Source organism: Curtobacterium sp. 9128 (assembly GCF_007673775.1).
Taxonomy (GTDB): domain Bacteria; phylum Actinomycetota; class Actinomycetes; order Actinomycetales; family Microbacteriaceae; genus Curtobacterium.
The window spans coordinates 642,580-666,407 of record NZ_VEAF01000001.1; the positions used below are offsets into that span (position 1 = coordinate 642,580).

Consider the following 23,828-nt stretch of genomic DNA (forward strand, 5'->3'; position numbering starts at 1 on the left):
CGGCTCCGACGGACGGGGAAGCCCCGGCCGACGGCGTGGCGCCGACGGACGAAACGGCTCCCGCCGGACCCGCAGCCCAGTCCGCCGTGACCCCGACCGGCACCGCGGCCGCCACCGACGCCACGACGGACGCCGCCACTCCGACGGGCACGGTCGCGGTGCGCGGCACGCCGACGATCTGGCACACGCTGACGGCGTCCACCGAGGGGTGGGCCGCCGGCACGACGTTCACCTACGAGTGGGTGTTCACCGACCGCTCGGGCTCCACCGACGTCGCGGGAGCGACCACCGCCACCTACGTGATCGACCCGCAGGACGTCGACGGCACGGTGCAGGTCCGCGTCACCGGCACGACACCGGGCGCAACGCCGACGACCGTCACGAGCACCGCGACGGCCCCCGTTGCCGACGACCCGTCGACCGGCTTCCACAGCCTCGGCTACCGGAACGTCGACACGCGTGCCGGCGAGTTCTTCTCGGTGAGCCTCGCCGCCTTCGCCGGGGACGGCCTCGCGTACTTCGTGAACGACCAGCCGGGCGGCTCCGCCGACGACGGCGTGCTGCCGGACGGCGTATCGTTCAGCGCGGACGGCACCCTCTCGGGGACGCCGACCGAGGTGACGCAGACGGAGTTCTGGGTCCACGTCTCCACCGCACGGCACCCCGGCGGCGGGGACGCCATGCGGGTGGTGTTCTCGACCGATGCGGGCCCGGTCGTGGCGCTGCGGGCGCAGGCGTTCGCCACGGGGGCCGGGACGCCGAGGGGTGTCTGGCAGATCGCCGCGGACGGTTCCACGCGGTACTCGGAGGACTTCGAGAACTGGACGGGCGACCCGGCGACACCCTTCCGCGTCCCGCAGACCGCCGAGGTCTTCCTCGGGCTCTCCGGGACCGACGCGTTCGGCAACGACGTGCTCCTGGAGGACGGTGTGCAGTGGACGTCCTCGGTCACCGGCGACCGGTTCGACCGGTTGAACTCCGCGGCCGCCGCGCTGACCTTCGCCCACGCGAGTGAGCACGTCGTCACGGCCACCTACGGCAGCCGCTCGGTCTCCGTGACGATCGACGTCACGCCGACCGCAGCGACCACCGTCGTCGCGACGACGCCGACGAGCGGGACGACGACGAGCGGGACCACGACGGGGACGGCGCCGACGGCGGCCCGTCAGCTGGCCTGGACCGGCACCGACACGACCGGTCCGATCGCCTGGGCGTTCGGACTGCTCGCGGCCGGCGGTGCGCTGCTCGTGCACCGAGCACGCCGTCGTCGCGTCTGACACCGGTCGTCGGCCGACGGCGGAGACGGGGCGGCTCCGCGCGGAGCCGCCCCGTTGCCGTGAGGACGCACCGGCGGCGCAGCGCAGACTCCAGGGAGCCGACCGCACCAGCGATCGGCACGACGGCGGGACCTCGGTCCGGCCACGACCGCAAGGAGTGCACATGGCAAGCGGAGTCGCAGCAGTTTGGGTGCCCGTGACCGACATGGACCGGGCGGTGACGTTCTACCGGGACACCCTCGGCCTCGAGGTCACGAACCAGGACAGCGACTGGTCGGAGATCGACGCCAACGGGCTCATGATCGGGCTGAACGGCCGCGAGGACGCGTCCGGTTCGGCCGGCGGCGGTGCCGTCATCACCTTCCAGCCGGACGGCAGCATCGACGACGAGGTCGCTCGCCTGACCGACCAGGGCGTCGAGTTCACCGGCGGCATCTCCGACCACGAGTGGGGTCGCATCGCACCGTTCAAGGACACCGAGGGCAACGACCTCCAGTTCTACGCACCGCCGACCAACTGATCACCACGCCGGGGACGGCGGACGTCGATAGCGTTGGCGCATGCCCACGCTGCTGCACATCGACTCGTCCGCCGACCTCGCGCACTCGCGCTCCCGCGCCCTGACCGCGGCGTTCGCCGACGCCTGGCGCGCCCGTGGCCCGGAGTACACCGTGGTGCGCCGCGACCTGCACGTGACGCCGCTGCCGCACCTCGAGGCGTCGGCACTGCACTGGGCAGCAGCGGACCGCACCGCCGAGGAGTCCGTCGCACCCGAGGCTGAGGCCCTCCGTCAGGAGGTCGTCGACGAGCTGCTCGCCGCCGACGCGGTCGTCGTCGGGGCGCCGCTCTACAACTACACCGTCCCGTCGACCCTCAAGGCCTGGATCGACCGTGTGCACATCCCGGGTGTCCTCGCCGGTGGCGTCCAGCCGCTCGCGGGCCGCCCGGTCGTGACCGTCGTGAGCCGCGGCGGGACGTACGACGCCGGGACGCCGACCGAGCACTGGGACCACGGCTCCCCCGTGCTCGAGCTCATCCTCGGCACCGCCCTCGGCATGAAGCACTACCCGGTGACGGTCAGTGCCACCCTCGCCGACCGTCTGCCGGACCTCGCGCCCCTCGCCGACCACGCTGCTGCCGATTTCGCCGACGCGACGACCACGTTGCAGCGGCTCGCGGCCACCGTCGCCTGACGATCCGACCGGCCGGCTCCCACCGAGCGGACCCCGCCGAGCGGCTCGGGCACGTCTGCTCAGGCCGGTCGGATCTCGTCGCCGCGTCCGAGCAGGTCGGCGTGGAACGCCGTCTGGGTGAGGGCACTGGCGAGCAGGAACCCCGTCATCGACGCGATGCCGCCGCTGAACGGCACGCGCGAGGCCACCTCGAACAGGGTCGGACGGTCCAGCGCGTCGAGCGCCGCGGCGACGTGTCGGCTCCGTTCCTCGCGGTGTCGGGCGAGGGTGCGGGCGCGGCTGACGACGTCGCGGAACCGGTACTCGTGCCCGGGGCAGACCTCGAGGTGCGCGTACGGGTCCAGGCGGCCGAGCGACGCCAGGTAGTCGCCGAGCGGGTTCGACGCCGTGCGTCCGCCGAGCCCGATCCCGGAGTTGATCCGCGGCAGGACGTGGTCCCCGGTGAAGAGCAGGCCGTCCTGCTCGTCGAGGAAGCACAGGTGTCCCGCCGTGTGTCCCGGCGTCGCGAGCGCCCTGATCGACCGGCCCGGGATCGGCAGCTCGTCGCCGTCGGCGAGGACGAGGTCCGCCCACGGTCGCTCGGCAGCACCGAGCCCGACGTGCCGCCCGGTCCCCCACGACGCCGTGAGCCCGTCGCGCAGGTCGGCCGGTACCCCCCACGTCGCGATGTCCGCCTCGTGTGCGACCGCGTCCTCGCGCTCGTGGTCGAGTGCGTGCACCTCGGCACCGTGCATGGCCACGCGCGCCCCCGAGGCACGTCGCACCGCTGCCGCCGCACCGAGGTGGTCGGCGTGCAGGTGCGTCACGGCGACGAGCCCGACGTCCGCGACCGACCGTCCGATCGTCCGCAGTCCGCGCTCGAGCACGTCGAGGGACCCGTCCTCGCTCCAGCCGGGGTCGATGACGGCGAGCGACCCGTCGGAGGCCTCGACGACGTACACGAGGGTCGCGTCCGGGACGCCGAACCGGAACGGGACGGCGAGGGTCCAGACGCCGGGACGGACCTCCTCGACCGGGGGCAACGCCCCCTCGGCGAGTGCGCGGGCCTGCACCGGGCTGATCGGGGTCGGAGCCGGCGCTGCCGGTGGCGGGGACGGGACGGTCGTCACCCGGCCACCCTAGCGACGGGCCGTCACCGCTCGTCGCACGCCGGGCCTCCAGGCCGGACGCTCGGCGGCTGCCGCGTAGACAGGGGACATGGAGATCGCACCGATGCTCGCCAAGGCCGTCGCGGACGTCCCGGAACCCGACAGCGTGCCGGGCGGCCTGCGCTACGAACCGAAGTGGGACGGGTTCCGCGGGATCGTGACGGTGGACGGCGACCACGTGGAGATCGGGAGTCGGGGTGCGAAGCCGCTCACCCGGTACTTCCCCGAACTCGTCGACGCGTTCCGCGCCCGGTTCGGCGGTCGGGACCACCCGGTGGTGCTCGACGGCGAGGTGGTGCTGCGGATCGGGGAGCCCGGGCACGAGCGACTCGACTGGGAGGCGCTGTCGCAGCGGATCCACCCGGCGGCCTCACGTGTGGCGAAGCTCAGTGCCCTGACGCCGGCGCAGTTCGTCGCGTTCGACCTCCTCGCCCTCGACGGCGAGGACCTGACGGGTCTGCCGTTCGACGAGCGCCGTTCGCGGCTCGAGGGGCTCGCCGGCTCGCTCACGGATCCGCTCTTCGTGACCAGGACGACGCTCGACGTCGACGTCGCCCGGGGATGGCTGACGACGTTCGAGGGTGCGGGGCTCGACGGTGTCGTCGCGAAGCGCCGGACGAAGCCGTACGAGCCGGGCAAGCGGTCGATGCTGAAGGTGAAGCACCACCGCACGGCCGACGTCGTGGCGATCGGGTACCGGGTGCACAAGTCCGGTCAGGGGGTCGGTTCGCTGCTCGTCGGGCTGTACGGCGACGACGGCGAGCTCCGGCAGGTGGGTGGCGTGTCGGCGTTCTCCGATGCGCGACGGCTCGCCCTGGTCGACGAGCTCGACGCCGTCGTGCTGCGGGACGAGGACGGGAGGCCCGTCACCGGTGCGGGGGAACGGTCGCGGTTCTCGTCGGGACGGGACACGTCGTTCGTCCGGCTGGCGCCGGAGCGGGTGCTCGAGGTGCGCTACGACCAGATGGAGGGCGCTCGGTTCCGGCACACGGTGCAGTTCGAACGGTGGCGCCCGGACCGCGACGCGCGGTCGTGCGGCTTCGACCAGCTCGAGGTCCCGACCGCGTACGACCTCAGCGCGGTCCTGCGGTGACGTCCCCCGAACGGGGTACTGTCCGATTCTCGAATGTAGTTAGGCAAACTAGTAACACCGTGGAATGATCGAACAACGGCCCCCGGAGCGGGCGCCAGCACGATCGGAGCAGAACGACATGAGCAACGCACTCCTCCACCGACACGCTCAGCGGAACCCCTTCAGCGAGGTCCGTGAAGCACGGCACCAGCGTGCCCTGCAGCTCAGCGCCGTGATCAGCGGCATCGCCGGTGTGACCGCGACGGCACTCGCCTTCGTCACGATCGGGCTCGGCGCGTGATCATCGACGGCATCAGCGAAGCCCACCGCGGGACCTGGTCGAAGCTCGCCCGCTTCCACACCGCGACGATCGTGCTGCCGATGCACACCACCCGCGTCGAGGACGAGCGCACCGAGGACACCACGCTCTAGTCGGCCTGCCTCGCGCGCGACGGCTGCACGCGCGGCGGCTCCCCCGGCATCTTCGGGAAGTCCGGCGGGAAGGGGAGCTCCCCCAGCCCGTTCTCGACGTCCCGTTCCCACCACGCCAGGAGCGGTGCGATCGACGCCGGCTCCTCCGCCATCGCCTCCCACGGGTCGCCGACCTGCCGCAGGCGGTCCGGCATCGAGCGCACCGTGATCGTCGCCGGGTCGACGTCGGCGAGTTCGTCCCACCGGATCGGCGCCGAGACCGCCGCGTGGGCCAGGGCACGCGGGCTGTAGGCACCGGCCATCGTGCGGTCACGGTTCGCCTGGTTGAAGTCGACGAACACGCGGCGGCCCCGCTCTTCCTTCCACCATGCCGTGGTCACCCGGTCGGGCATGCGGCGCTCGAGTTCCCGTGCGGCGGCGATCACCGCGTGCCGGACGTCGAGGAACTCGTGCTCCGGCAGGATCGGCGCGAACACGTGTACGCCGCGGTTCCCGCTCGTCTTGATCCAGGCGGTCAGTCCGGCCTCGGCGAGGACCTTCCGGAGTTCCTCGGCGACGGGCACGGTGTCCGAGAAGTCCGTCCCGGGTTGCGGGTCGAGGTCGATGCGCAGCTGGTCCGGGTGGTCGCTGTCCGACGCTCGCGACGCCCACGGGTGGAACACCACCGTGTTCATCTGCGCCGCCCACACCGCCACCGCCGGCTCGTCGAGCACGAGCTGCGGATGCCGCCGACCGCTCGGGTACGTCACCGTCACCGAACGGACGTAGTCGGGTGCTCCCTTCGGCGGGTTCTTCGAGAAGAACTGCTCACCGTTGACACCACCCGGGAACCGCTGCAGCGACACCGGACGGTCGCCGTTCGCCCGGACGAAGGCGTCCCCGACCGCCACCAGGTACTCCGCCAGGTCGAGCTTCGTGATCCCCGCGTCGGGCCAGAGCACGCGGGACGGACTGCTGATCCTGACCTCCCGGTCGCCGTCGGGCCCCGGGACGGTCAGCGTCGTCGCTTCGCTCGCCATGGAGCGGAACCTACTCGGCCCCGGCAGGATGGACGTGTGAGTGCGTACCTCGGGGTGGACCTGGCCTGGGGCCTCGGGTCCGACCGACGTCCAGCGAACGAGACCGGGCTCGCCGTGCTCGACGACCGCGGAGCCGTCCTCGACGCGGGATGGGCGCGCGGTGTCGACGCCGTCACCACGTGGATCGAACAGCACCTCGGGCCTCGGACCCTCATCGCCGTGGACGCTTCCCTCGTGGTGACGAACCCGACCGGCATCCGCGAGGCGGAACGCCAGGTCGGGCAGCGCTACGGCCGTTGGAAGGTCGCCGCGAACCCCACGAACCTCGCCTCCGCGGCGAGCGCCGGCGCACGGCTCCTCGACCGGCTGACCGCGCTCGGCGTCACCTACGTCTCGGACACGGACGCCATGCGCGCCCGATCGGGACCGGCCGTCTTCGAGTGCTACCCGTACACGACGCTCGTCGGTGTCGAGGAGCTCGGCTACGACGTCGAACGTCCCCGGTACAAGCGACTCGACACCACCGTCCCCGCGGCCAACGCGAGGGCGCGGCGTGCGGACGCGTTCGACGACCTGGTCCGCCGGCTCCGTCAGACCCCGCTCGACCCACCGCTGGTGCTCGACCCGCACCCGCTGACCGCGGCGCTCGCCGAGCCCTCCGGCATCCACGGTCCGACGCACAAGCACCGTGAGGACCTGCTCGACGGGGTGCTCTGCGCCTGGACCGCCGCGTTCTGGGAGCGGCACGGCGATGCGCGTGTGCAGGTGCTCGGCAGCGACGAGGACCTGCCGGCGGACCCCGTCGACCGGCAGGGGCGCAGACCGGTCGTCGTGACGCCGGCGCGCCCGTCGCAGCGCCGTGCCCGCGGCTAGGCTTGCCGGCGTGAGCACCACCGTCGAACCACTGCGCATCGGGTTGGTCTCGCTGCACACCTCCCCCGGCGACGAGCCGGGTTCCGGCGAGGTCGGCGGCATGAACGTCGTCGTCCGGCACCAGGCCGAAGCACTCGCCGACCGCGGCCACCACGTGGAGATCGTCACGAGACGGTCCTCGCCCACGCAGCCGGACTCGGTGTCGCTGGTGCCGGGGGTGTGCCTGCGGTTCCTGTCCGCCGGTCCTGCCGCGCCGGTCCCGAAGGGCGAGCACGACGCCTTCATCGAGCCGTTCCGCCGCGGACTCGAAGCACTCGGGCCGTTCGACGTCCTGCACGCACACCACTGGTTCTCCGGTGCCGCTGCACTCCCCGTCGCACGACAGCGTGGCATCCCGCACGTGCAGTCGTTCCACTCGATCGCGGCCGCGTCGACCACGCCGCTGTCCGAGGGGGAACGGCCGGAGTCCTCGGGACGGATGGCCGGCGAGGCGATGCTCGCCCGCGACTCCGACGCGGTCGTCGTCGTCAGCGAGGCGGAGGCGGACACCGTCCGGACCCGGCTCGGCGGCGACCCGGACCGCCTGTGGATCGTCCCGCCGGGCGTCGACGGCTCGGTCTTCCGCCCGGCCGCCGTCGGGGCTCGTCGTGCCGACGTGCCGTACGTCGTCGCGGCGGCGCGGGTGCAGCCGCTCAAGGGTCTCGACCTGGCGATCGAGGCCATCGCCGGCATCAGCGAGGCGGTCCGACCGACCCTCGTCATCGCCGGGGACTCCTCGAGCGAGGCCGGTGACCACCTCGCCGAGCTCCGTCGACTGGCCGCAGCGCACGGCATCGCAGACCGGGTGACGTTCATCGGTCCGCAGTCCCGCGCCGACCTGGCGTTCCTGTTCCGCGGTGCGGCGGCGGTGCTCGTGCCGTCGCACTCCGAGACGTACGGGCTCGTCGCCCTCGAGGGTTCCGCCTCCGGGGTCCCCGTCGTGGCCGCTGCGGCCGGGGGTCTCCGCGAGGCCGTCGTCGACGGCGAGACCGGGGTCGTGCTCGAGTCGCGGTCGCCGGCGGTCTGGGCCGCGGAGATCGAACGCATCCTGACCGAGCCCGAGTACGCCGCGGCGCTGTCCGCGGCGGGGCGTGAGCACGCGGAACGCCTCAGCTGGGAGCGGTCCGCGATCGGGCTCGAGCAGGTGTACCGCCGGGTCCTCGGGCGCCCGTGACCGCCGTCGACCTCGGGGCGTTCTGGGCGGCACTCGATGCGGTCCCCGTCGAGGACGGTGCCGAGGCGCTCTACGACACCGCCTCGGCCGAGGGACGTCTGCGCCGCGCGAACCTGCGGCACTACCTGGAGACCGTCGGCCAGGACGCCGACACCCTGCTCGTCGCCGAGGCACCGGGCTGGCGGGGCATGACGAACACGGGCGTGCCGTTCACGAGCATGCGCGAGCTCGGCGCCGACTACGCCGTACCGCCGGAGCCCACCGCGCCGTGGGAGGCGTCGTCCCGCGTGGTGCACGCGGCGCTCGCCGACTGGCACGGACCACTCCCGGTGGCGTGGGCGATCGTCCCGCACCACCCGTTCGTCGCCCCGGACCGGCTGACGAACCGCACGCCGCGGCCGTCGGAGGTCCGCGCAGGCGCCCCGGTCGCGCTCGCGCTGCTCGAGGCCGTCGGCGCGTCCCGGGTGGTCGCCGTCGGCCGGAAGGCACAGGGCGCGCTGGCGTCGGCCGGCATCGACGCGATCGCCGTCCGGCATCCTGCGCAGGGCGGCGCCACGCAGTTCACCGAGCAGCTCCGCGCGCTCTCGCGCTGACGGGTCAGGCGGACTGGACCTCGATGCCCTTCGCGGTGAGCGCCTCGGCGACGTGCGCGGGGAGCCTGGTCGTGGTGAACACGGTCGCGAGCGCCGGCAGGTCGAGGACGTCGTCCCAGTTCTGCGGGTCGTACCGGTCGTCGGAACCGTCCCAGCCGGGGTGGAGGTCCTGCAGGATCTCCAGGTCGGGGTCCACCGTGATCTCGGTGACGAGGGCGAGCTGGGACGGCAGCAGCTCGAGGTCGTCGTAGTACTCGCGTGCTCGGTCGTCCTGCCCCTCGACGTCGAGGTCCTCGTCGGACTCGTCGGCGGTGTCGCCGTCGTAGGGCTCGATGACGTCGAGGTCGTAGCAGAGCACGTCGAGCACGAGCAGCTTCGCGTTGAAGTCAGCGAACTCGACGGGTTCCTCGGTGGTGTTCGAGTCGTCGTACATGCAGCGGATCGTATCCGCGGCGCCTCGTGACCGTCCGGTTTCGGCGAGGACACGGTCGTGTTGCGTTCGTGGCCGATCTCCCTGTGAGGGTGGACAGGAACGCCCCGGTCGGGCGAGGGTGGAGCATGACCACCACGAACACCGAGACCCCGAAGCAGGACCAGCCGGCGCTCCGACGGGTCTTGGGCCCGAAGCTCCTGCTGCTGTTCATCGTCGGCGACATCCTCGGCACCGGCGTCTACGCGCTCACCGGGCAGGTCGCCGCCGAGGTGGGCGGGGCCGCGTGGCTCCCGTTCCTCATCGCGTTCGCCGTCGCACTGCTCACGGCGTTCTCGTACCTGGAGCTCGTGACGAAGTACCCGCAGACCGCTGGTGCGGCGTTGTACGTGCACAAGGCGTTCGGCGTCCACTTCGTCACCTTCATCGTGACGTTCATCGTGATGTGTTCCGGGATCACGTCGGCGTCCACGGCGTCGCGTGCGTTCGCGGCGAACCTCGGCGCCGGGTTCGGCCTGGAGCTGCCGAACGCGGCCGTGATGCTCATCGCGATGGGCTTCATGCTCGCGGTGATGGCGATCAACTTCCGCGGCGTCAGCGAGAGCGTCAAGACGAACGTGGTGCTGACGCTCGTCGAGCTCAGTGGTCTGGTGATGGTGATCCTCATCGGGTTCTGGGCGATGGCCGGCGGGAACGCCGACTTCTCGCGCGTGGTGATGTTCGAGACACCCGAGGACAAGGGGCTGCTGCTGTCGGTGTCCACGGCGACGTCGTTGGCGTTCTTCGCGATGGTCGGGTTCGAGGACTCGGTGAACATGGCCGAGGAGACGAAGGACCCCTCGCGCATCTTCCCGAAGGTGATGCTGACCGGCCTCGGGATCACCGCCGTCATCTACGTGCTCGTGTCGATCTGCGCGGTGGCCGTCGTCCCGATCGGCGAGCTCGCGGGCAACGAGACGCCCCTCGTCACCGTGGTGCAGACCGCCGCACCGGACTTCCCGATCGCGGACCTGCTGCCGTTCATCTCGATGTTCGCCGTCGCCAACACCGCGCTGATCAACATGATGATGGCGTCGCGGCTGCTCTACGGCATGAGCAAGCAGGGTGTGCTGCCCGGGTTCCTGGCGAAGGTCTCCGCGACGCGCCGCACCCCGTCCACCGCGATCGTGTTCACCACGCTCATCTCGCTCGCCCTGATCGGTTGGGTGTCGCTCAGCCCGGACTCCCCCATCGTGGTCGTGCTCGGCGGCACCACGTCGCTGCTCCTGCTGTCCGTGTTCGCCGTCGTGAACGCGGCCGTGCTCGTCCTGCGCCGCGACCGGGTGGACCACCGGCACTTCCGGGCCGGGGTGGTCATCCCGGTGATCGGGGTCGTCACCTGCCTGTGGTTGGTCCTGCCGTTCTCGTCCGGTCGTGACGTCGAGCAGTACCAGATCGCCGGCGGGCTGCTCGGCCTCGGGGTCCTGCTGTGGATCGTGACGTGGTTCACCCACGGGCGGAAGCAGGCCGACAAGGCGCCGACGGGCGTGGTCACGGAGCCGACCGCGGTGGTGCACGAGGACGACCGGCGGAGCTGACCCGAACGGGGGCGTGTCCGGGCGCCGTGCTTCCCAGCTCGCTCTCGTACCCTCGTCGTGGCACCCGGACGAGAGGACCCTGGCATGCACCGCGTCGGCATCACCCTGGCGTCCGTGTTCGGTGCCGGGATCGTCGCCGTCGGGATCGGCGTGGTCGTGCTCGTCGTGATCGCCGTGAACTCGCTGTCCGGCCTCGGCAGTGGTGCGCCCACCCCGCAGGCGGTGACCTGCCCGGCCGCGGCGACCAGGACGGTCAGCGGGATCGCCGTCCCCGAGGGGCCCGTCGCCGGCTTCTGCCAGGAGCGCCTCGTCAACGCGGCGGCGGTCATCGCGGCGGCGCGGACGCTCGGCATCGGCCCGCACACGCAGGCCGTCGGCGTGATGACCGCGATCGGTGAGTCCGGCCTGCAGAACCTGGACCACGGTGACGCCGCCGGTCCGGACAGCCGCGGTCTGTTCCAGCAGCGCGACAACGGCGCGTGGGGCACGTACGAGCAGCGCATGGACCCGTACACGGCCGCGTCGATGTTCTACGCGAAGCTCGTCAAGGTGCCCGGCTGGAAGACCATGACGCCGACGCAGATGGCGCACGCGGTGCAGGTGAACGCCGACCCGGAGCACTACACGAAGTTCTGGCCAGAGGCGAAGCAGGTCGTCGAGGGCCTGACCGGCGAGACCGTTCCGGACACGGCGCCGCAGGGCTGACCCCGCCGGCGGGAGCACGGCGGCCATCAGGCCACGGCCTCGGTCACCTCGTCGTCGTCGAGCTCGACCAGGGCGGCGCCGGCGTCGTGCAGGACGACCTGCCCGCGGAGCCGCACGTGGTGCTCGTCGAGGGCGCAGGCCATCGCGTCGACCCATTCCCAGTCGACCGGGTACACGTCCCGCGAGCCGGGACGTTCCCACGCCAGGACGACCTCGGCTGCGTCGACCTGCTGGACGACGTCGGCGACGAGGGCGGCGAAGTCCTCGACGTGGTCGTCGGGCTGGTACGGCAGGTCGGCGATCGGGACGACCAGTCGGATCGGCACGGCGTCCGCGGCGAGGAACAGCACCCAGCACTGTCGTCGCAGCGGGCGTTCGAGGAGGGCGACGACGAGGTCAACGACGTCGTCATCGGTACGGACTGTGGTTCGCTCGAGTCGGTCGAGCACATCGGTGTCTGGCATGGCTCCACGCTGCCGGAGGCCGCGCGGCCTCCGGGCTCCACGGGGCGTCATCGTGGACACGCCACCGCAGACCGCACCCTGTGGAGGAACGACCTCAGATGCCGTGCGTGACCGCGGACCCCATCAGCAGCAGAGCGGCGGAGAACACCGCGACGACGGCGACCAGCCCGGCGAGCGCGATCGGCCACGCGAGACGCCGACGCGCCATCCGCACGACGGCGAACAGGACCGCGAGCACGACCACGAGTGCGACGACCACCGGTCCGGCGTAGACGACCAGACCGCCGAGCGTGACGTCGCACCGGTTCCCGGGGGCGGAGCACGAGTGGAACGCGAGCGAGAGGAACACGATGCCCCACCCCGCGGCCACCGCGACCGCCGTCGTGATCGTCAGCAGGGCGATGGCGGCGACCAGGTCGGCGACGCGACGACCGCCGACCAGCGGGCGCCGAGCCTCCCGGCCCGTGGACGCGCTTCTGGCCGGACGCGGCCCGTCCGTGCCGGGCACTGACGAACGCGAGCCGGCCGCGCCCGCATGCCCGGACGAACCGCTCCGTCCGGGCATCAGGATCGCCGGCGAGGGGCGCCGCGCGTGGACCAGAGCGCCGCGGCGACGAGGAGCGGCTGGCCGAAGAGCCGCGCGATGCGCTTCTCGTCCGAGTCGAGCCCGAATGCGTCCCGACGGTTCAGCCACTGCGCGATGTTCCCCGGGAAGACCGCGACGAAGAACAGGGCCACCACCGTCCCCACGAACCGCCGACGCCGCGCGGCGAGGACCAGGGCGGAGCCGAGGCCGATCTCCGCGACGCCCGACGCCAGGACGGTGGTGTCGGTGTCGAGGGGCAGGGAATCCGGGACCTGGGCGCGGAAGTCCTGGCGCGCGAAGGTGAGGTGGCTCGTGCCGGCGAAGACCAGCGCGAGCCCGAGCAGGACACGGACGAACGAACGCATGACCCCAGCATGCCCGGTCCGGACGACGAGCGTGCGGGACCCCCTGCAGTGGTGCTCCCGGACGGTGCGGAGCCCCGGTACGGTCGGCTCATGGCCTCACGGACACGCGACCACGAGCCGCCGGCTGCACCCGCTGCCGTCGCCGTGGTCCTCGGCGCCGTCACCCTGTACCTCGGCGCCGTGATCCCCGCGGAGGCGACGGTGCGCCACATGGTGCTGTGCGCCGTGTTCGGGATCGTCGCGGTCCTGAGCGGCTGGCGGGCGATCGCGATCGCCGGCCGCCGGCGCGGGCCGCGCGCCTGGGCGTGGGTCGGGGTCGCCATCGCCGCCGTCGGCCTGGTCTCGTTCGGCTGGCAGGCGCTCGTGATCGCGACCGGCGGGGCGGTCCCGCCGCCGCCCTGGGCGCCCTACCTGACCCCCTGACGGCCGGGAGGCCCGTGCCGGCCCCGACCCGTGCCTCCCGTCCGGTGCGCCCTCCGCACCACGCGCACGTGCGCGCCGGGGCGACACGTGTTCGGTCGCGCGACTGCGCACTTGTCGTGACGACGAGCAGATCCCGGTGCACCGAGCCGATTCCGCTGCACCGGGGCGGGTCCTGCCGCGCCGCGCAGGACCGACCACGGTCAGGCTGACGCGCGTTGCGCGCAGGGTGCACCATGGCCGGGTGACAACGACGCCGCAGCCATCGCTCTTCCGCCGCAAGCCGATCGACCAGATCGACGACGAGACCGGGGGCGAGGACGGCCTGAAACGGCACCTCGGGCTCTGGCAGCTCACCGCGATCGGCATCGGCGGCATCATCGGCGCCGGCATCTTCACCCTCGCCGGAACCGTCGCGCACGGCGTCGCCGGACCGGCCGTGCTCATCTCGTTCCTCGTCGCCGGGGTCGCCAGCGCCGCCGCAGCACTGTCGTACGCGGAGTTCGCCGGGATGATCCCGAAGGCCGGCAGTGCCTACACGTACGGGTACGCGGTGCTCGGCGAGATCGTCGGGTGATTCATCGGCTGGGACCTGTTGCTCGAGTACACCGCGATCGTGGCGGTGGTCGCGATCGGCATCTCCGGCTACGTCGGGTTCCTCGTCGGACAGTTCGGCATCGACCTGCCCGCCTGGATGCTCGGTGCGCCGGGCACCGGTGACGGGCACGTGGTCGACGTCTTCGCGATCGTGCTCTGCCTGCTCACCGCGTTCGTGCTGACCCGCGGCATCCGGAGCGCCGCACGCTTCGAGTTCGTCGCCGTCGGCATCAAGGTCCTGCTCGTGGTGCTCATCGTCGTCCTCGGGGTGTTCCACATCAACAGCGCCAACTACGCGCCGTACTTCCCGTTCGGGTTCGGCGGCGTGATGACCGGCGCCGCGACGGTGTTCTTCGCCGTGTTCGGCTACGACGCGATGTCGACCGCCGCCGAGGAGTCCACCGACGCCCGGAAGCACATGCCGAAGGCGATCCTGCTGTCCCTCGGCATCGCGATGGTGCTCTACGTCCTCGCGACCCTCGTGCTCACCGGCATGCAGAAGTACACCGACATCGACCCGGCATCGGGCTTCTCGTCGGCGTTCGCCTCCGTCGGACTCGGCGGTGTCGCGAACGTCATCGCGATCGGGGCCATCATCGGGATCGTCACCGTGCTCGTCACCTTCATGCTCGGAGCGTCCCGCGTCTGGTTCTCGATGAGCCGCGACGGACTGATGCCGAAGTGGTTCGCCAAGACCGACCCGAAGCGTCACGTCCCCACCCGGGTCACGTGGATCCTCGGGATCGCGTCGGCCGTGCTCGCCGGCGTACTGCCGATCGGCATCGTCGCCGAACTGACGAACATCGGGATCCTGCTCGCGTTCGTCGTGGTGTGCTCGGCGGTGATCGTGCTCCGCTACCGGCAGCCAGGACTCGACCGGCAGTTCCGGCTCCCCTTCATGCCCGTGGTCCCGGCGATCGGCGTCATCGCGTCGCTGTGGCTCGTCACGTTCCTGCAGTGGGAGACGTGGGTGCGCTTCGCGGTGTGGTTCGCGATCGGCCTCGGGGTGTACTTCGGGTACTCGCGGAAGCACAGCAAGCTGGCGGCGGAGCAGCACTGACCCCGTCACGCAGGAGGCCCCCGACCGGTTCGGACGGGGGCCTCCTGGCGGTGCGACGGACTCAGTACACCTTGCGGATGTAGCTGAGGCAGATGTCGATCTCGACCGTCAGCAGCTTGTCCTGCTTCTGGAACCGCTGCAGCAGGCTGAGGTGGCTCGGGCTCGAGATGGGAGCGCGGGCCGCCGGGCCGACGATGAACACGGTGTCGTTCTCCGCGGCGTGGATGAGCTTGAACATGTCGTCTTCTCCTGTGTCTGTGGAGCCCGTCCAGGACCCGTCGTACTCGAAATGCCACGGTTCCCGCGGTGAGAACCCGTCGCCTCGTGGCTGCCACCCGAACCGCGGTCCGTTGGCGTTCATCCAGTTCTTCTCAGCCGTGCCGTAGGAGTTCACGCCGCCGCTGAAGTCGACGGCGCGGCCGAGCCCGTGGACGGAGGTCCCGGGCGTCGCGGCCAGGTTGAACCCGGGCTTGCCGGCCTTGTAGCCGTCGTACAGGTACTGCTGCCGGTCCAGGTCGCGGTAGGCCTCGGCCATGGTCAGCGAGTGCCCGATCGCACCTCGGAACTCCACTGCCATGGCGGAGAACGCCGCCGCCGCGTCGTCCAGCAGGTACTGCTTCCCGAGCCCGGTCGTGGAATCCCCGACGTACGTGAGTTCCGACGTCGGGATCTGCCCGTTCGGGTAGTCGCCCGCGGCCTGGACCGAGAACGAACGGGCGCCAGCGGGCGGCCCGGACTCCGGGTAGGACGGCAGTGTCAGATTCGATGCGGCGTTCGCCCTCGTCGCCCCGCCCAGCGTCGCGGCGCCGAGCGTCGCGGCGGCAGCGAGCATCAGCACCGAGCGCCGGCTCGTTCCCCGCGGGACCTTCGGCGGGCCCTCCCCCTCGGAGGCGTCGACAGAGTCGGTCATCATGCTCCCCTCTGGGAGAGCACGCCCCTCGTGATCCCCCGTGAGCACACTGACAGGTCTGTGCACGGCAGCGTGACCCCAGAACGGGGGGTACGGTACCGGCTGCGGTCAGTCCTGCTCGCGCCGGTGCTTGCCCGCTGCGGCCGTCGGGTCCGCCAACGGGTGGTTCCGGAACCACCGCAACAGCTCCCGCGCCCGGCTGCCGTCGGCACTCGTGTCCCCCGCTCCGAGGAACCCGCTGAACCCCTCGGGCAGGTCGGTGTCCGCGCTCCGGTCGAAGGCCATCGTCCAGTCCGGGAACCGCCTGGTGTGGATCGACTCCTCCACCAGGAGCGAGACGTCGCCGTGCCGATCGTCCTCGAGGATGCGTCGGTACGTCGCCATCACGGCGTCGTACGGCCCCTCGAGCAACTGCATGAACCGCCCGGAGCGGTGCACGAGGAGCCCGCTCAGGCCGTCGGCGGAGTTCCGGTCGCGCGCGTACGCGAGGACGGCTTCCAGTTCGTCGTCGTCGAACCGGTCGACGGCGGAGCTCATGTAGACGAGGGAGTGCAGCATGGTGTCCCCGATCATGCCCGCTCCCGAGCCCCGGCGGAATCCCCTGTCCGGGTGAGGCCGACTCACACACCGAACCGGGCACCGTGCGGCCGCGGCCACGGCGAACCTGGGCGTCGCATCAGGAACCGGGGTGCAAAGCAACGCATCCTCACCGTTTCGGCGCTCCAGGGCGCACACTGCGGAGACCGGAGAACACGCGGACGTCGTCGACGCCCGCCTCGTGGCTCTTCCCACCAGACAGGGGCCACCATGGCCACGTCCCGTTCCCTCCGTCCCTCCGCGGCCACGAAGACCACCGTGGTCCGCGCGGCCGTCACCGCCGTCACCGGCATCGGACTCGCCGCTGCGATGGCCCTGATGGCAACGTCGTCGGCATCGGCCGCCACCGTCATCAGCGGGCCGGTGAACCTCGGGACGGCCGCCACCTACGGCGTCCTCGGCGCGAGCACCGTCACGAACACCGGGGTCACGGTCGTCAACGGTGACCTCGGTCTCTCCCCCGGGACCTCGATCACCGGGTTCGGCGCCGGGACGTCCGGCATCGTGAACGGCACCGTGCACCAGACCGACGCCGCCGCGGCCCAGGCGCAGCGGGACACCACGACCGCGTACAACGTCGCCGCGTCCCTCACGCCGATGGAGAGCGGACTCACCGAACTGAACGGGCGCTCCCTCAGCCCTGGCGTCTACTCCGGCGGCGCACTGTCCCTCGCGGACACCGGCTCGCTCACCCTCGCGGGCAGTGCGAACTCGGTCTGGGTGTTCCAGGCTGCCTCGACGCTCACGATCGGGTCCGGCACCCGGATCCTCATCACGGGCGGTGCCACCTCCTGCAACGTGTTCTGGCAGGTCGGCAGCTCCGCGACCATCGGGTCCGGCGCGCAGTTCCAGGGCACCGTGCTCGCACAGCAGTCCATCACCGCCGTCAGCGGCGCCACCGTCCAGGGCCGTCTGCTCGCCCGCACCGCCGCCGTGACGCTCGACACGAACACGATCACCGCGTCCTCCGGCTGCCCGGCACCGGGGACCACGTCGGAGACCGTCGCGCCGACGATCACCTCCGGCGCCCCCGCCGACGCCACGGCCGGCCAGCCGTACAGCACCACCGTCACCGCGACGGGCACCCCGAAGCCGGTCTTCACGGCGACCGGTCTCCCCGCCGGACTCACCATCGACAGCACCACCGGGGTCGTCTCCGGCACACCGACGACCGCCGGCTCCTCGACGGTCACGATCACGGCCTCCAACGGCACCGCGCCGAACGCGACGCAGGTCGTCACCATCACGGTGCAGCCGCCCACCGCGACCGGTGGCGCGTCCCCGACGTCCGGTGCCACCGCGCCGGTCGGGCCCGGCACGACGCCCACCGTCGGTGCCGCTCCCGGCAGCGGCCAGCCCGCGGGTGAGCTCGCCTTCACGGGCAGCGACCCGACCGCCCCGCTCACCGCGGCGGCACTGCTCCTCGCCGCCGGCATCGGGACCGCGGTCCTCGCCCGACGCCGCTCGCTCCGTCGCTGACCGCTCGCTCCGTCGCTGACCTGAGCACCGGGCAGCGCAGGTCGGTGGCTGCTGGCACGATGGGGTCGTGCCAGCAGCCCCGATGATCGACGCCGTCGACGTCATCCGCTTCGTCGGGCCGCAGACGTTCGGCCGTGCGCGGGACCTCGTCCGGCGCGGCCTGGTCGAGGAAGCCACCTGGCACGACGACGGCACCATCACCGCGTCCGTGTCCGGATCAGCCGACGAACCGTACGACGTCCACGTCGACACCATCCTCGCCCGCGGCGAGTTCGTCCGGCCGGTCCGCTCCCGCTGCACCTGTCCGATCGGCGGCGAGTGCAAGCACGTCGCCGGTGCGCTCCTCACGATCAACGCCCGCGCCGTCGCGGCCCATGCCGGCCCCCGGCAGGAAGTCCCGGCTCCGTCGGCACCGGACTGGAGGCACGAGGTCGCCCGCCTCGCCGGTGACACCGCACCGCCGGTCACCCCCACCAGCACGCCGCTGGGCCTGCAGTTCGAGCTCCGCGACGCGGTCCCCGCCCGGCTCGCCGGCCGGGCCCGGGCCGTCGGCCGACCGCTGCCCACGGCGTCACGGTCGGTGCGGCTCGGCGTCCGCCCCGTGACCCGGAGCGACGCGGGCAACTGGGTGCGCGGACAGCTGACGTGGAGCACGCTCCCCTACTCGATGAACCGGCTCGGGCTCGACGCCGACCAGCACGCCTGGTTCCAGCAGTTCGCCGCACTGCACCGCGCCGGTCAGCTCGCCGGACTCCCCGGCGAGAGCGACTGGATCCACCTCGACGACTTCCGGAGCCCGCTGCTCTGGCCCCTCCTCCGCCAGGCACCGACCCTCGGCATCGCGTTCGTCGTCGGCAAGCGCGAGGGCGCGGTGACGCTCGGCACCGATGCCCGGGTCCTGCTCGACGTGGCCCGCTCCGACGGCGGCATCGTCATCGGCACGAGCGCGGTCCTCGACGGGCGTCCGGTCGTCGACGGTGCGGCACGGCTCGTCGGCGACCACGGACTGTACGTCGCGCGCGAGGCTCCGGAGTTCCGCGTCGAGCTCGCCCCGACGCCGGAGCCCGTCCCCGAGGACCAGCGCCGCATGCTCGTCGAGGGCACACGGATCCAGGTCCCGACGGCCGAGGTCGACGAGTTCCTGGCGGACTGGTCACCGAAGCTCCGCGGCGCCCTCGGCCTGGTCAGCTCCGACGGGTCGATCGCGCTGCCGGAGCGCACACCGCCGGAACTCGTCCTCACCGTGACCTTCGAACCGGCCAGGGCCCCGCGCACCGACGACGTCGCGCACCTGCGGTGGCGCTGGCACGTCGACGGGCGGAAGGACCCCGTCGCGATGCACGGACCGCTGCCGGACCTCTCCGACGTCCGCGCCACGGACAGCGCCGAGGAGCCCCTCGACTGGTTCGTCGACGGCACGGTCGAGGGCGCCGACGTCGCGGTGCTCGCCGACGAGCTCCTCCCGGCGCTGCCCGACCACGGCGTCCGCGTCGTCGTGCAGGGCGAACGACTCGACTACGAACGCCTCACCGGCACGCCGAACATCCGGGTCACGACGATGCCGTCGGACAAGCACGACTGGTTCGACCTCGGGATCGTCGTCAGCGTGAACGGCAGGGAGATCCCGTTCACGCCGCTGCTCACCGCGCTCGCGAGCCGGCAGCGGCGGCTCAAGCTCGTCGACAACTCGTACCTGTCACTCGCGGATCCGGCGTTCGACCGGCTCAAGGAGCTCATCGACGAGGCACGCGACCAGGACGAGTGGGAGCCGTCGCAGCCGATGACGATCACGCCGCTGCAGGCCGGGATCTGGTCCGCGTTCGATCAACTCGCCGACGAGACCGACCACGACGAACGCTGGCGAGCCACGGTCGCGCGGCTCCTCGACGCGGCACCCCCCGACGACGTCGCCGTGCCGGAGACCGTGCACGCCGACCTCCGCCCGTACCAGCGGTCCGGGTACGCGTGGCTGTCGTTCCTCGTGGCGAACGGCATCGGTGGCGTGCTCGCGGACGACATGGGGCTCGGCAAGACCCTGCAGGCCCTCACGATGATCGCCAGCCGACGGGCGACGCTGCCCGACGACCCGCCGTTCCTCGTGGTCGCACCCACGTCCGTCGTCGGCAACTGGGCCGACGAGGCCGCGCGGTTCGTGCCGACCCTGCGCGTCGCGACGATCACGACCACGTCCCTGAAGGACCCGGGGCTCGTCGCACGCACCGCCGCGAGCGCCGACGTCGTGGTGACCTCGTACGCGCTGCTGCGCCTCGACGCCGCCGCGTACACGGACCTGCCGTGGTCGGCGCTCCTGCTCGACGAGGCGCAGTTCGTCAAGAACCCGCAGTCGCAGACCCACCGCGCCGCGGCCGAGCTGCGAGCGCCGGTGAAGATCGCCATCACGGGCACGCCGCTCGAGAACGGCCTGACCGACCTCTGGGCGCTGTTCTCGATCGTCGCGCCCGGCCTGCTGTCGTCCTGGACGCGGTTCGGCGACGACTACGTCAAGCCCCTCGCCTCACCCGACCTCCGCGGCGAGGCCCGGAACGAGCTCACGAGCCGGCTGCGTCGACGGATCCGTCCGCTCATGCTGCGCCGGACCAAGGAGAGCGTCGCGTCGGACCTGCCTCCGAAGCAGGAGCAGGTCGTGCGGGTCACGCTCGACCCCGCGCACCGCGACGTCTACGAACGCACGCTCAACCGGGAGCGGCTGAAGGTCCTCGACCTCATCGACGACCTGGACCGCAACCGCATGATCGTCTTCCGCTCCCTGACCCTGCTGCGGATGCTGGCGCTGTCCCCCGCACTCGTGCGGTCCCCCGACCCCGACGCCTCGACCGACGACGCGCCGATCCCGTCCGCCAAGCTCGAGCTGCTGCTCGACGAGCTCGAACAGCTCGCCGCGGAGGGCCGGCGCGCCCTGGTGTTCAGCCAGTTCACGTCGTTCCTCGGCATGGTGGCGGACGCGCTCGACGCCAGGGCGATCGGGTACGAGTACCTCGACGGTTCGACGCGGGCACGCCCGAAGGTCATCGACCGCTTCCGGAACGGCACCGCCCCCGCGTTCCTCATCTCGCTCAAGGCCGGCGGGTTCGGGCTGACCCTCACCGAGGCGGACACCGTGTTCGTGCTCGATCCGTGGTGGAACCCCGCGGCCGAGTCCCAGGCGGTGGACCGGACACACCGCATCGGGCAGACCCGTTCGGTCAACGTGCACCGGCTCATCGCCGAGGACACCATCGAGGAGAAGGTCCTGGCGCTCGCGGCCCGCAAGGCGCAGCTGTTCGCGACGATGATCGACGACGACGCCCTGTTCGCCGACGATCTCACCGCGGACGACATCCGGTCCCTGCTCGCCTAGGTCCAGGACCCGGACGGGCAGGGGACGGCCGTCCTAGTGTCCGAGCCCGTCGATCCGGGTGACCTCGTCGGACGACAGCGTCACGGTGGCACCGGCGGCGTTCGAGCGGATGCGGTCGGGGTTCGACGACTTCGGGATGACGACGAACCCGTGCGCGACGTGCCAGGCGACGATGACCTGCGCGGTGTCGACGTCGTGCGCCTCGGCGATGGCGACGAGCGTCGGGTCCTGCAGGTTGCTCGCCTTGAAGGGGCTGTAGCCCTCGAGGACGACACCGCGGTCGCGCAGCCCGTCGGCCACGGCACGGTCGTACTCGGCCGGGCTCCACTTGATCTGGTTCACCGCGGGCGCCGCCCCGGTGGCCTCGACGAGCTCGTCGATCTGCGCGAGCGAGTAGTTGCTGACACCGACGGCCTTCGCCAGCCCGTCCCGCTGCGCCTGCACGACCTGCTCCCACACGTCGGGGCGTGCCTCGCCGTTCGGCGGCCAGTGCACGAGCCACAGGTCGAGGTGGTCCAGGCCGAGCTGCTCGAGGCTCTCCTCGATGGTGGCGCGCACGCGGTCGGCGTTGTCCGGCGGGAGCTTCGTGGTGACGAAGAGATCGTCGCGGGGCAGGCCGGAGTCGGCGATGGCCTTCCCCACGCCGCGCTGGTTGCGGTAGCCGGTGGCGGTGTCGATGTGGCGGTAGCCGGCCTCGAGGGCGGCACTCACCGCGGCGGGGGCGTCGGCGTCGGCGATCTGCCAGGTGCCGAAACCGAGGAGCGGCATCGCTCCACCGGTCACCGGGACGGACGGTTCTGCGTAGTCGGTCATGTCCTCGTGTCTACGCGGCGATGTCGGAGGCGTCCACCAGGATCCTCAGCAGGCACCACCGAGCACCACCAGGAGCACCACCGCACATGTCGTCCACCCGACGCCGTACCACACGATCCACCCGCACCACCCGGACCGCGCTGACGTCCGCGTTCGTGACCGTCGCCATCGCCGTCCTCGTGTTCGCCCTGCATGCCCGGGGAGCACTGCCCTCGGAGGCCGACGCGGCAGCGCCGACGGGTACCACCGCGACCACGGAGCCACCGGCAGCCGACGTACCGGAGCCGAGCCGGGCCTCCAGTCCGGCCGACCTGGCGCGCGCCCGCGCGCTGCTCGCCGCCCTGCCCGTCAAGGGCAAGGCCCCGGCGACGGGGTACGACCGGACCGCCGACTTCGGCAGCCCGTGGCTGGACGTGGACCACAACGGGTGCGACACCCGCAACGACGTCCTCGCCCGTGACCTGACGGACGTCGTCCGACGCGGTCCCTGCACGGTGCTGTCCGGCGTGCTCCTGTCGCCGTACTCCGGTGCGCGGATCGACTTCGTCCGGGGCGACACGACGTCGACCCGCGTGCAGATCGACCACGTCGTCGCCCTCGAGAACGCCTGGGTGACCGGCGCCCAGCAACGCAGCGCGGAGCAGCGGCAGGCGCTCGCCAACGACCCGGAGAACCTGTTCGCGGTCGACCAGCACCAGAACGCGCAGAAGCGGTCCGGCGACGCCGCCACCTGGCTGCCGGCGGACACCGCGTTCCGGTGCACCTACGTCGCACACCAGGTGTCGGTGAAGTCGAAGTACGGACTCTGGGTCGCCCCCGCCGAACACGACGCGATGGTGCGCGTGCTCGACCACTGCTGATCGCGGACGCGCCACGACCGGACTGGAGGCTCGACCCGCCCCCGCACCGCGTGGGACGATGCCGGCATGGCTGAGCAACTCACGGTGCCCCAGGCGTTCGCGCTGCTGCTGACGGGCATCGACGGGCGTCGGGACGTCGACGGCAGCCGCTTCGACAGCGGCCTGGCCGGCGCGGTGTTGGCCGACCTCGCACTCCGCGGCGCCGTCGAACTCGCGCAGCGTGAGGTCCGCGTCATCGACGGCGCGTCCACGGGGAGCACGGTGCTCGACACCGTCGTGGCACGGATCGCCGCAGCGTCGTCGCCACGAGGCCCGAAGTGGTGGGTGCGCAAGCTCGGCGGCCGAGACCTCCGCGACGGCGTGTACGCCGAACTCGTCGACGCCGGCGTCCTCCTCGCGGAGCAGCGGACCACGCTCCGGGTCTTCACGTCGACGGTCTACCGGGAGCGCGACGGGCGACCGGAACACGACCTGCGGACGAGCGTGCTCGCCGTCCTCGACGGGCGGACCGCTCCCACCCCGTCCGCAGCAGCCGTGATCGGCCTCCTCGACGCCACCGGCACCCTGCGGCGGCAGTTCGGCAAGGTCGACCGGGCCCGCGTGCGGGACATCACCTCGGGCACGTGGGCGTCGGCGGCGGTGCGGCAGGTCCTGCGCGACGTGCAGACGGCGATCATGGTCGCCGGGGTCACCGCGGCGTCGGCGGCGACCACCTCGTCGAGCTGAGCGCTGCCGCGAGGCGGTCCGCGACGAGCGGATCGTCAGAGCACGTGGTGGGCGATGAGCC

At 72.1% G+C, this 23,828-nt stretch carries 25 protein-coding genes and 1 pseudogene; 17 read left to right on the plus strand and 9 right to left on the minus strand.

What is annotated here, in order from left to right; genetic code table 11:
• Positions 1-86 precede the first annotated feature (86 nt).
• The 3 genes from FS641_RS03010 to FS641_RS03020 all read left to right on the plus strand — a co-directional run bounded on the left by FS641_RS03010 (position 87) and on the right by FS641_RS03020 (position 2,470).
• Positions 87-1,277: a hypothetical protein gene (locus tag FS641_RS03010; RefSeq protein WP_144759614.1), complete on the plus strand. Its 1,191-nt coding sequence runs from the start codon at positions 87-89 to the stop codon at positions 1,275-1,277.
• A 163-nt stretch (positions 1,278-1,440) separates the two neighbouring features.
• Positions 1,441-1,797 carry a VOC family protein gene (locus tag FS641_RS03015; protein ID WP_144759617.1) on the plus strand — a complete coding sequence of 119 codons (357 nt, stop codon included), beginning with the start codon at positions 1,441-1,443 and terminating at the stop codon, positions 1,795-1,797.
• 40 nt (positions 1,798-1,837) lie between these two features.
• Positions 1,838-2,470, plus strand: a complete 633-nt coding sequence (locus tag FS641_RS03020; RefSeq protein WP_144759620.1) for an FMN-dependent NADH-azoreductase — start codon at positions 1,838-1,840, stop codon at positions 2,468-2,470.
• A gap of 59 nt (positions 2,471-2,529) precedes the next feature.
• On the opposite strand, the gene FS641_RS03025 is transcribed toward FS641_RS03020, so the two are convergent.
• Entirely contained in the window at positions 2,530-3,579 is a 1,050-nt protein-coding gene (locus tag FS641_RS03025; protein WP_144759623.1) for an MBL fold metallo-hydrolase, read from the minus strand.
• Between the two features lie 88 nt (positions 3,580-3,667).
• Here FS641_RS03025 and FS641_RS03030 point away from each other — a divergent pair, with 88 nt between their 5' ends.
• The 3 genes from FS641_RS03030 (at position 3,668) to FS641_RS18345 (ending at position 5,122) form a co-directional block, all read left to right on the plus strand.
• Positions 3,668-4,711, plus strand: coding sequence for an ATP-dependent DNA ligase (locus tag FS641_RS03030; RefSeq protein ID WP_144759626.1), 1,044 nt, complete (start codon positions 3,668-3,670; stop codon positions 4,709-4,711).
• Positions 4,712-4,829: 118 nt separating this feature from the next.
• On the plus strand, positions 4,830-4,991 hold the full coding sequence (locus tag FS641_RS17895; protein ID WP_186317547.1) for a hypothetical protein: 162 nt from the start codon (positions 4,830-4,832) through the stop codon (positions 4,989-4,991).
• A complete protein-coding gene (locus tag FS641_RS18345) occupies positions 4,988-5,122 on the plus strand; it encodes a hypothetical protein (protein WP_260855628.1) in 135 nt (44 codons plus the stop codon). Before FS641_RS17895 ends, FS641_RS18345 begins: the two co-directional genes overlap by 4 nt.
• Here the strand turns inward: FS641_RS18345 and ligD are convergent.
• Positions 5,119-6,141, minus strand: coding sequence for a non-homologous end-joining DNA ligase (gene ligD / locus FS641_RS03035; RefSeq protein WP_144759629.1), 1,023 nt, complete (start codon positions 6,139-6,141; stop codon positions 5,119-5,121). The two genes, FS641_RS18345 and ligD, sit on opposite strands and share 4 nt — an antisense overlap.
• Positions 6,142-6,177: 36 nt before the next feature.
• Between ligD and FS641_RS03040 the strand changes: the two genes are divergently transcribed.
• The 3 genes from FS641_RS03040 to FS641_RS03050 are packed head-to-tail and all read left to right on the plus strand — an operon-like array spanning position 6,178 to position 8,820.
• Positions 6,178-7,014 carry a DUF429 domain-containing protein gene (locus FS641_RS03040; protein WP_144759632.1) on the plus strand — a complete coding sequence of 279 codons (837 nt, stop codon included), beginning with the start codon at positions 6,178-6,180 and terminating at the stop codon, positions 7,012-7,014.
• 10 nt (positions 7,015-7,024) lie between these two features.
• Positions 7,025-8,227, plus strand: coding sequence for a glycosyltransferase (locus tag FS641_RS03045; RefSeq protein WP_144759635.1), 1,203 nt, complete (start codon positions 7,025-7,027; stop codon positions 8,225-8,227).
• Positions 8,224-8,820: a uracil-DNA glycosylase gene (locus tag FS641_RS03050; RefSeq protein WP_144759637.1), complete on the plus strand. Its 597-nt coding sequence runs from the start codon at positions 8,224-8,226 to the stop codon at positions 8,818-8,820. The genes FS641_RS03045 and FS641_RS03050 overlap by 4 nt, the downstream gene beginning before the upstream one ends.
• Before the next feature lie 4 nt (positions 8,821-8,824).
• Here FS641_RS03050 and FS641_RS03055 read toward each other — a convergent pair whose 3' ends face one another.
• The gene (locus FS641_RS03055) at positions 8,825-9,253 is read right to left on the minus strand and encodes a DUF6892 domain-containing protein (RefSeq protein WP_144759640.1); all 429 of its coding nucleotides are present in this window, start codon (positions 9,251-9,253) and stop codon (positions 8,825-8,827) included.
• A 125-nt stretch (positions 9,254-9,378) separates the two neighbouring features.
• Between FS641_RS03055 and FS641_RS03060 the strand changes: the two genes are divergently transcribed.
• Positions 9,379-10,827 carry an APC family permease gene (locus tag FS641_RS03060; RefSeq protein ID WP_144759643.1) on the plus strand — a complete coding sequence of 483 codons (1,449 nt, stop codon included), beginning with the start codon at positions 9,379-9,381 and terminating at the stop codon, positions 10,825-10,827.
• An 84-nt stretch (positions 10,828-10,911) separates the two neighbouring features.
• Positions 10,912-11,532, plus strand: a complete 621-nt coding sequence (locus tag FS641_RS03065) for a hypothetical protein (RefSeq protein WP_144759646.1) — start codon at positions 10,912-10,914, stop codon at positions 11,530-11,532.
• Between the two features lie 26 nt (positions 11,533-11,558).
• Here FS641_RS03065 and FS641_RS03070 read toward each other — a convergent pair whose 3' ends face one another.
• The 3 genes from FS641_RS03070 to FS641_RS18350 all read right to left on the minus strand — a co-directional run bounded on the left by FS641_RS03070 (position 11,559) and on the right by FS641_RS18350 (position 12,947).
• Entirely contained in the window at positions 11,559-11,996 is a 438-nt protein-coding gene (locus FS641_RS03070) for a hypothetical protein (RefSeq protein ID WP_144759649.1), read from the minus strand.
• 94 nt (positions 11,997-12,090) lie between these two features.
• On the minus strand, positions 12,091-12,504 hold the full coding sequence (locus FS641_RS03075) for a hypothetical protein (RefSeq protein WP_144759652.1): 414 nt from the start codon (positions 12,502-12,504) through the stop codon (positions 12,091-12,093).
• A gap of 56 nt (positions 12,505-12,560) precedes the next feature.
• Complete coding sequence (locus tag FS641_RS18350; RefSeq protein ID WP_144759654.1) at positions 12,561-12,947, minus strand: hypothetical protein; 387 nt, start codon at positions 12,945-12,947, stop codon at positions 12,561-12,563.
• A gap of 90 nt (positions 12,948-13,037) precedes the next feature.
• Here FS641_RS18350 and FS641_RS03085 point away from each other — a divergent pair, with 90 nt between their 5' ends.
• Entirely contained in the window at positions 13,038-13,370 is a 333-nt protein-coding gene (locus tag FS641_RS03085) for a hypothetical protein (protein WP_144759656.1), read from the plus strand.
• Positions 13,371-13,611: 241 nt separating this feature from the next.
• Positions 13,612-15,024 (plus strand): annotated as a pseudogene (locus FS641_RS03090) (amino acid permease).
• A gap of 61 nt (positions 15,025-15,085) precedes the next feature.
• Here FS641_RS03090 and FS641_RS03095 read toward each other — a convergent pair.
• Together FS641_RS03095 and FS641_RS03100 are read right to left on the minus strand one after the other, a co-directional pair.
• Positions 15,086-15,934, minus strand: a complete 849-nt coding sequence (locus tag FS641_RS03095) for a M15 family metallopeptidase (protein ID WP_260855633.1) — start codon at positions 15,932-15,934, stop codon at positions 15,086-15,088.
• Between the two features lie 108 nt (positions 15,935-16,042).
• On the minus strand, positions 16,043-16,507 hold the full coding sequence (locus FS641_RS03100; RefSeq protein ID WP_260855634.1) for a BLUF domain-containing protein: 465 nt from the start codon (positions 16,505-16,507) through the stop codon (positions 16,043-16,045).
• A gap of 234 nt (positions 16,508-16,741) precedes the next feature.
• Here FS641_RS03100 and FS641_RS03105 point away from each other — a divergent pair, with 234 nt between their 5' ends.
• Positions 16,742-18,010 carry an ice-binding family protein gene (locus tag FS641_RS03105; protein ID WP_144759661.1) on the plus strand — a complete coding sequence of 423 codons (1,269 nt, stop codon included), beginning with the start codon at positions 16,742-16,744 and terminating at the stop codon, positions 18,008-18,010.
• Between the two features lie 67 nt (positions 18,011-18,077).
• A complete protein-coding gene (locus tag FS641_RS03110) occupies positions 18,078-21,368 on the plus strand; it encodes a DEAD/DEAH box helicase (protein ID WP_144759664.1) in 3,291 nt (1,096 codons plus the stop codon).
• 33 nt (positions 21,369-21,401) lie between these two features.
• On the opposite strand, the gene FS641_RS03115 is transcribed toward FS641_RS03110, so the two are convergent.
• Positions 21,402-22,181: an aldo/keto reductase gene (locus FS641_RS03115; protein ID WP_144759667.1), complete on the minus strand. Its 780-nt coding sequence runs from the start codon at positions 22,179-22,181 to the stop codon at positions 21,402-21,404.
• Positions 22,182-22,267: 86 nt separating this feature from the next.
• On the opposite strand from FS641_RS03115, the gene FS641_RS03120 reads away from it, so the two are divergent.
• Both FS641_RS03120 and FS641_RS03125 read left to right on the plus strand, forming a co-directional pair.
• Entirely contained in the window at positions 22,268-23,041 is a 774-nt protein-coding gene (locus tag FS641_RS03120; protein ID WP_186317548.1) for an HNH endonuclease family protein, read from the plus strand.
• A gap of 66 nt (positions 23,042-23,107) precedes the next feature.
• The gene (locus FS641_RS03125; protein WP_144759673.1) at positions 23,108-23,767 is read left to right on the plus strand and encodes a GPP34 family phosphoprotein; all 660 of its coding nucleotides are present in this window, start codon (positions 23,108-23,110) and stop codon (positions 23,765-23,767) included.
• Positions 23,768-23,828: the final 61 nt, after the last annotated feature.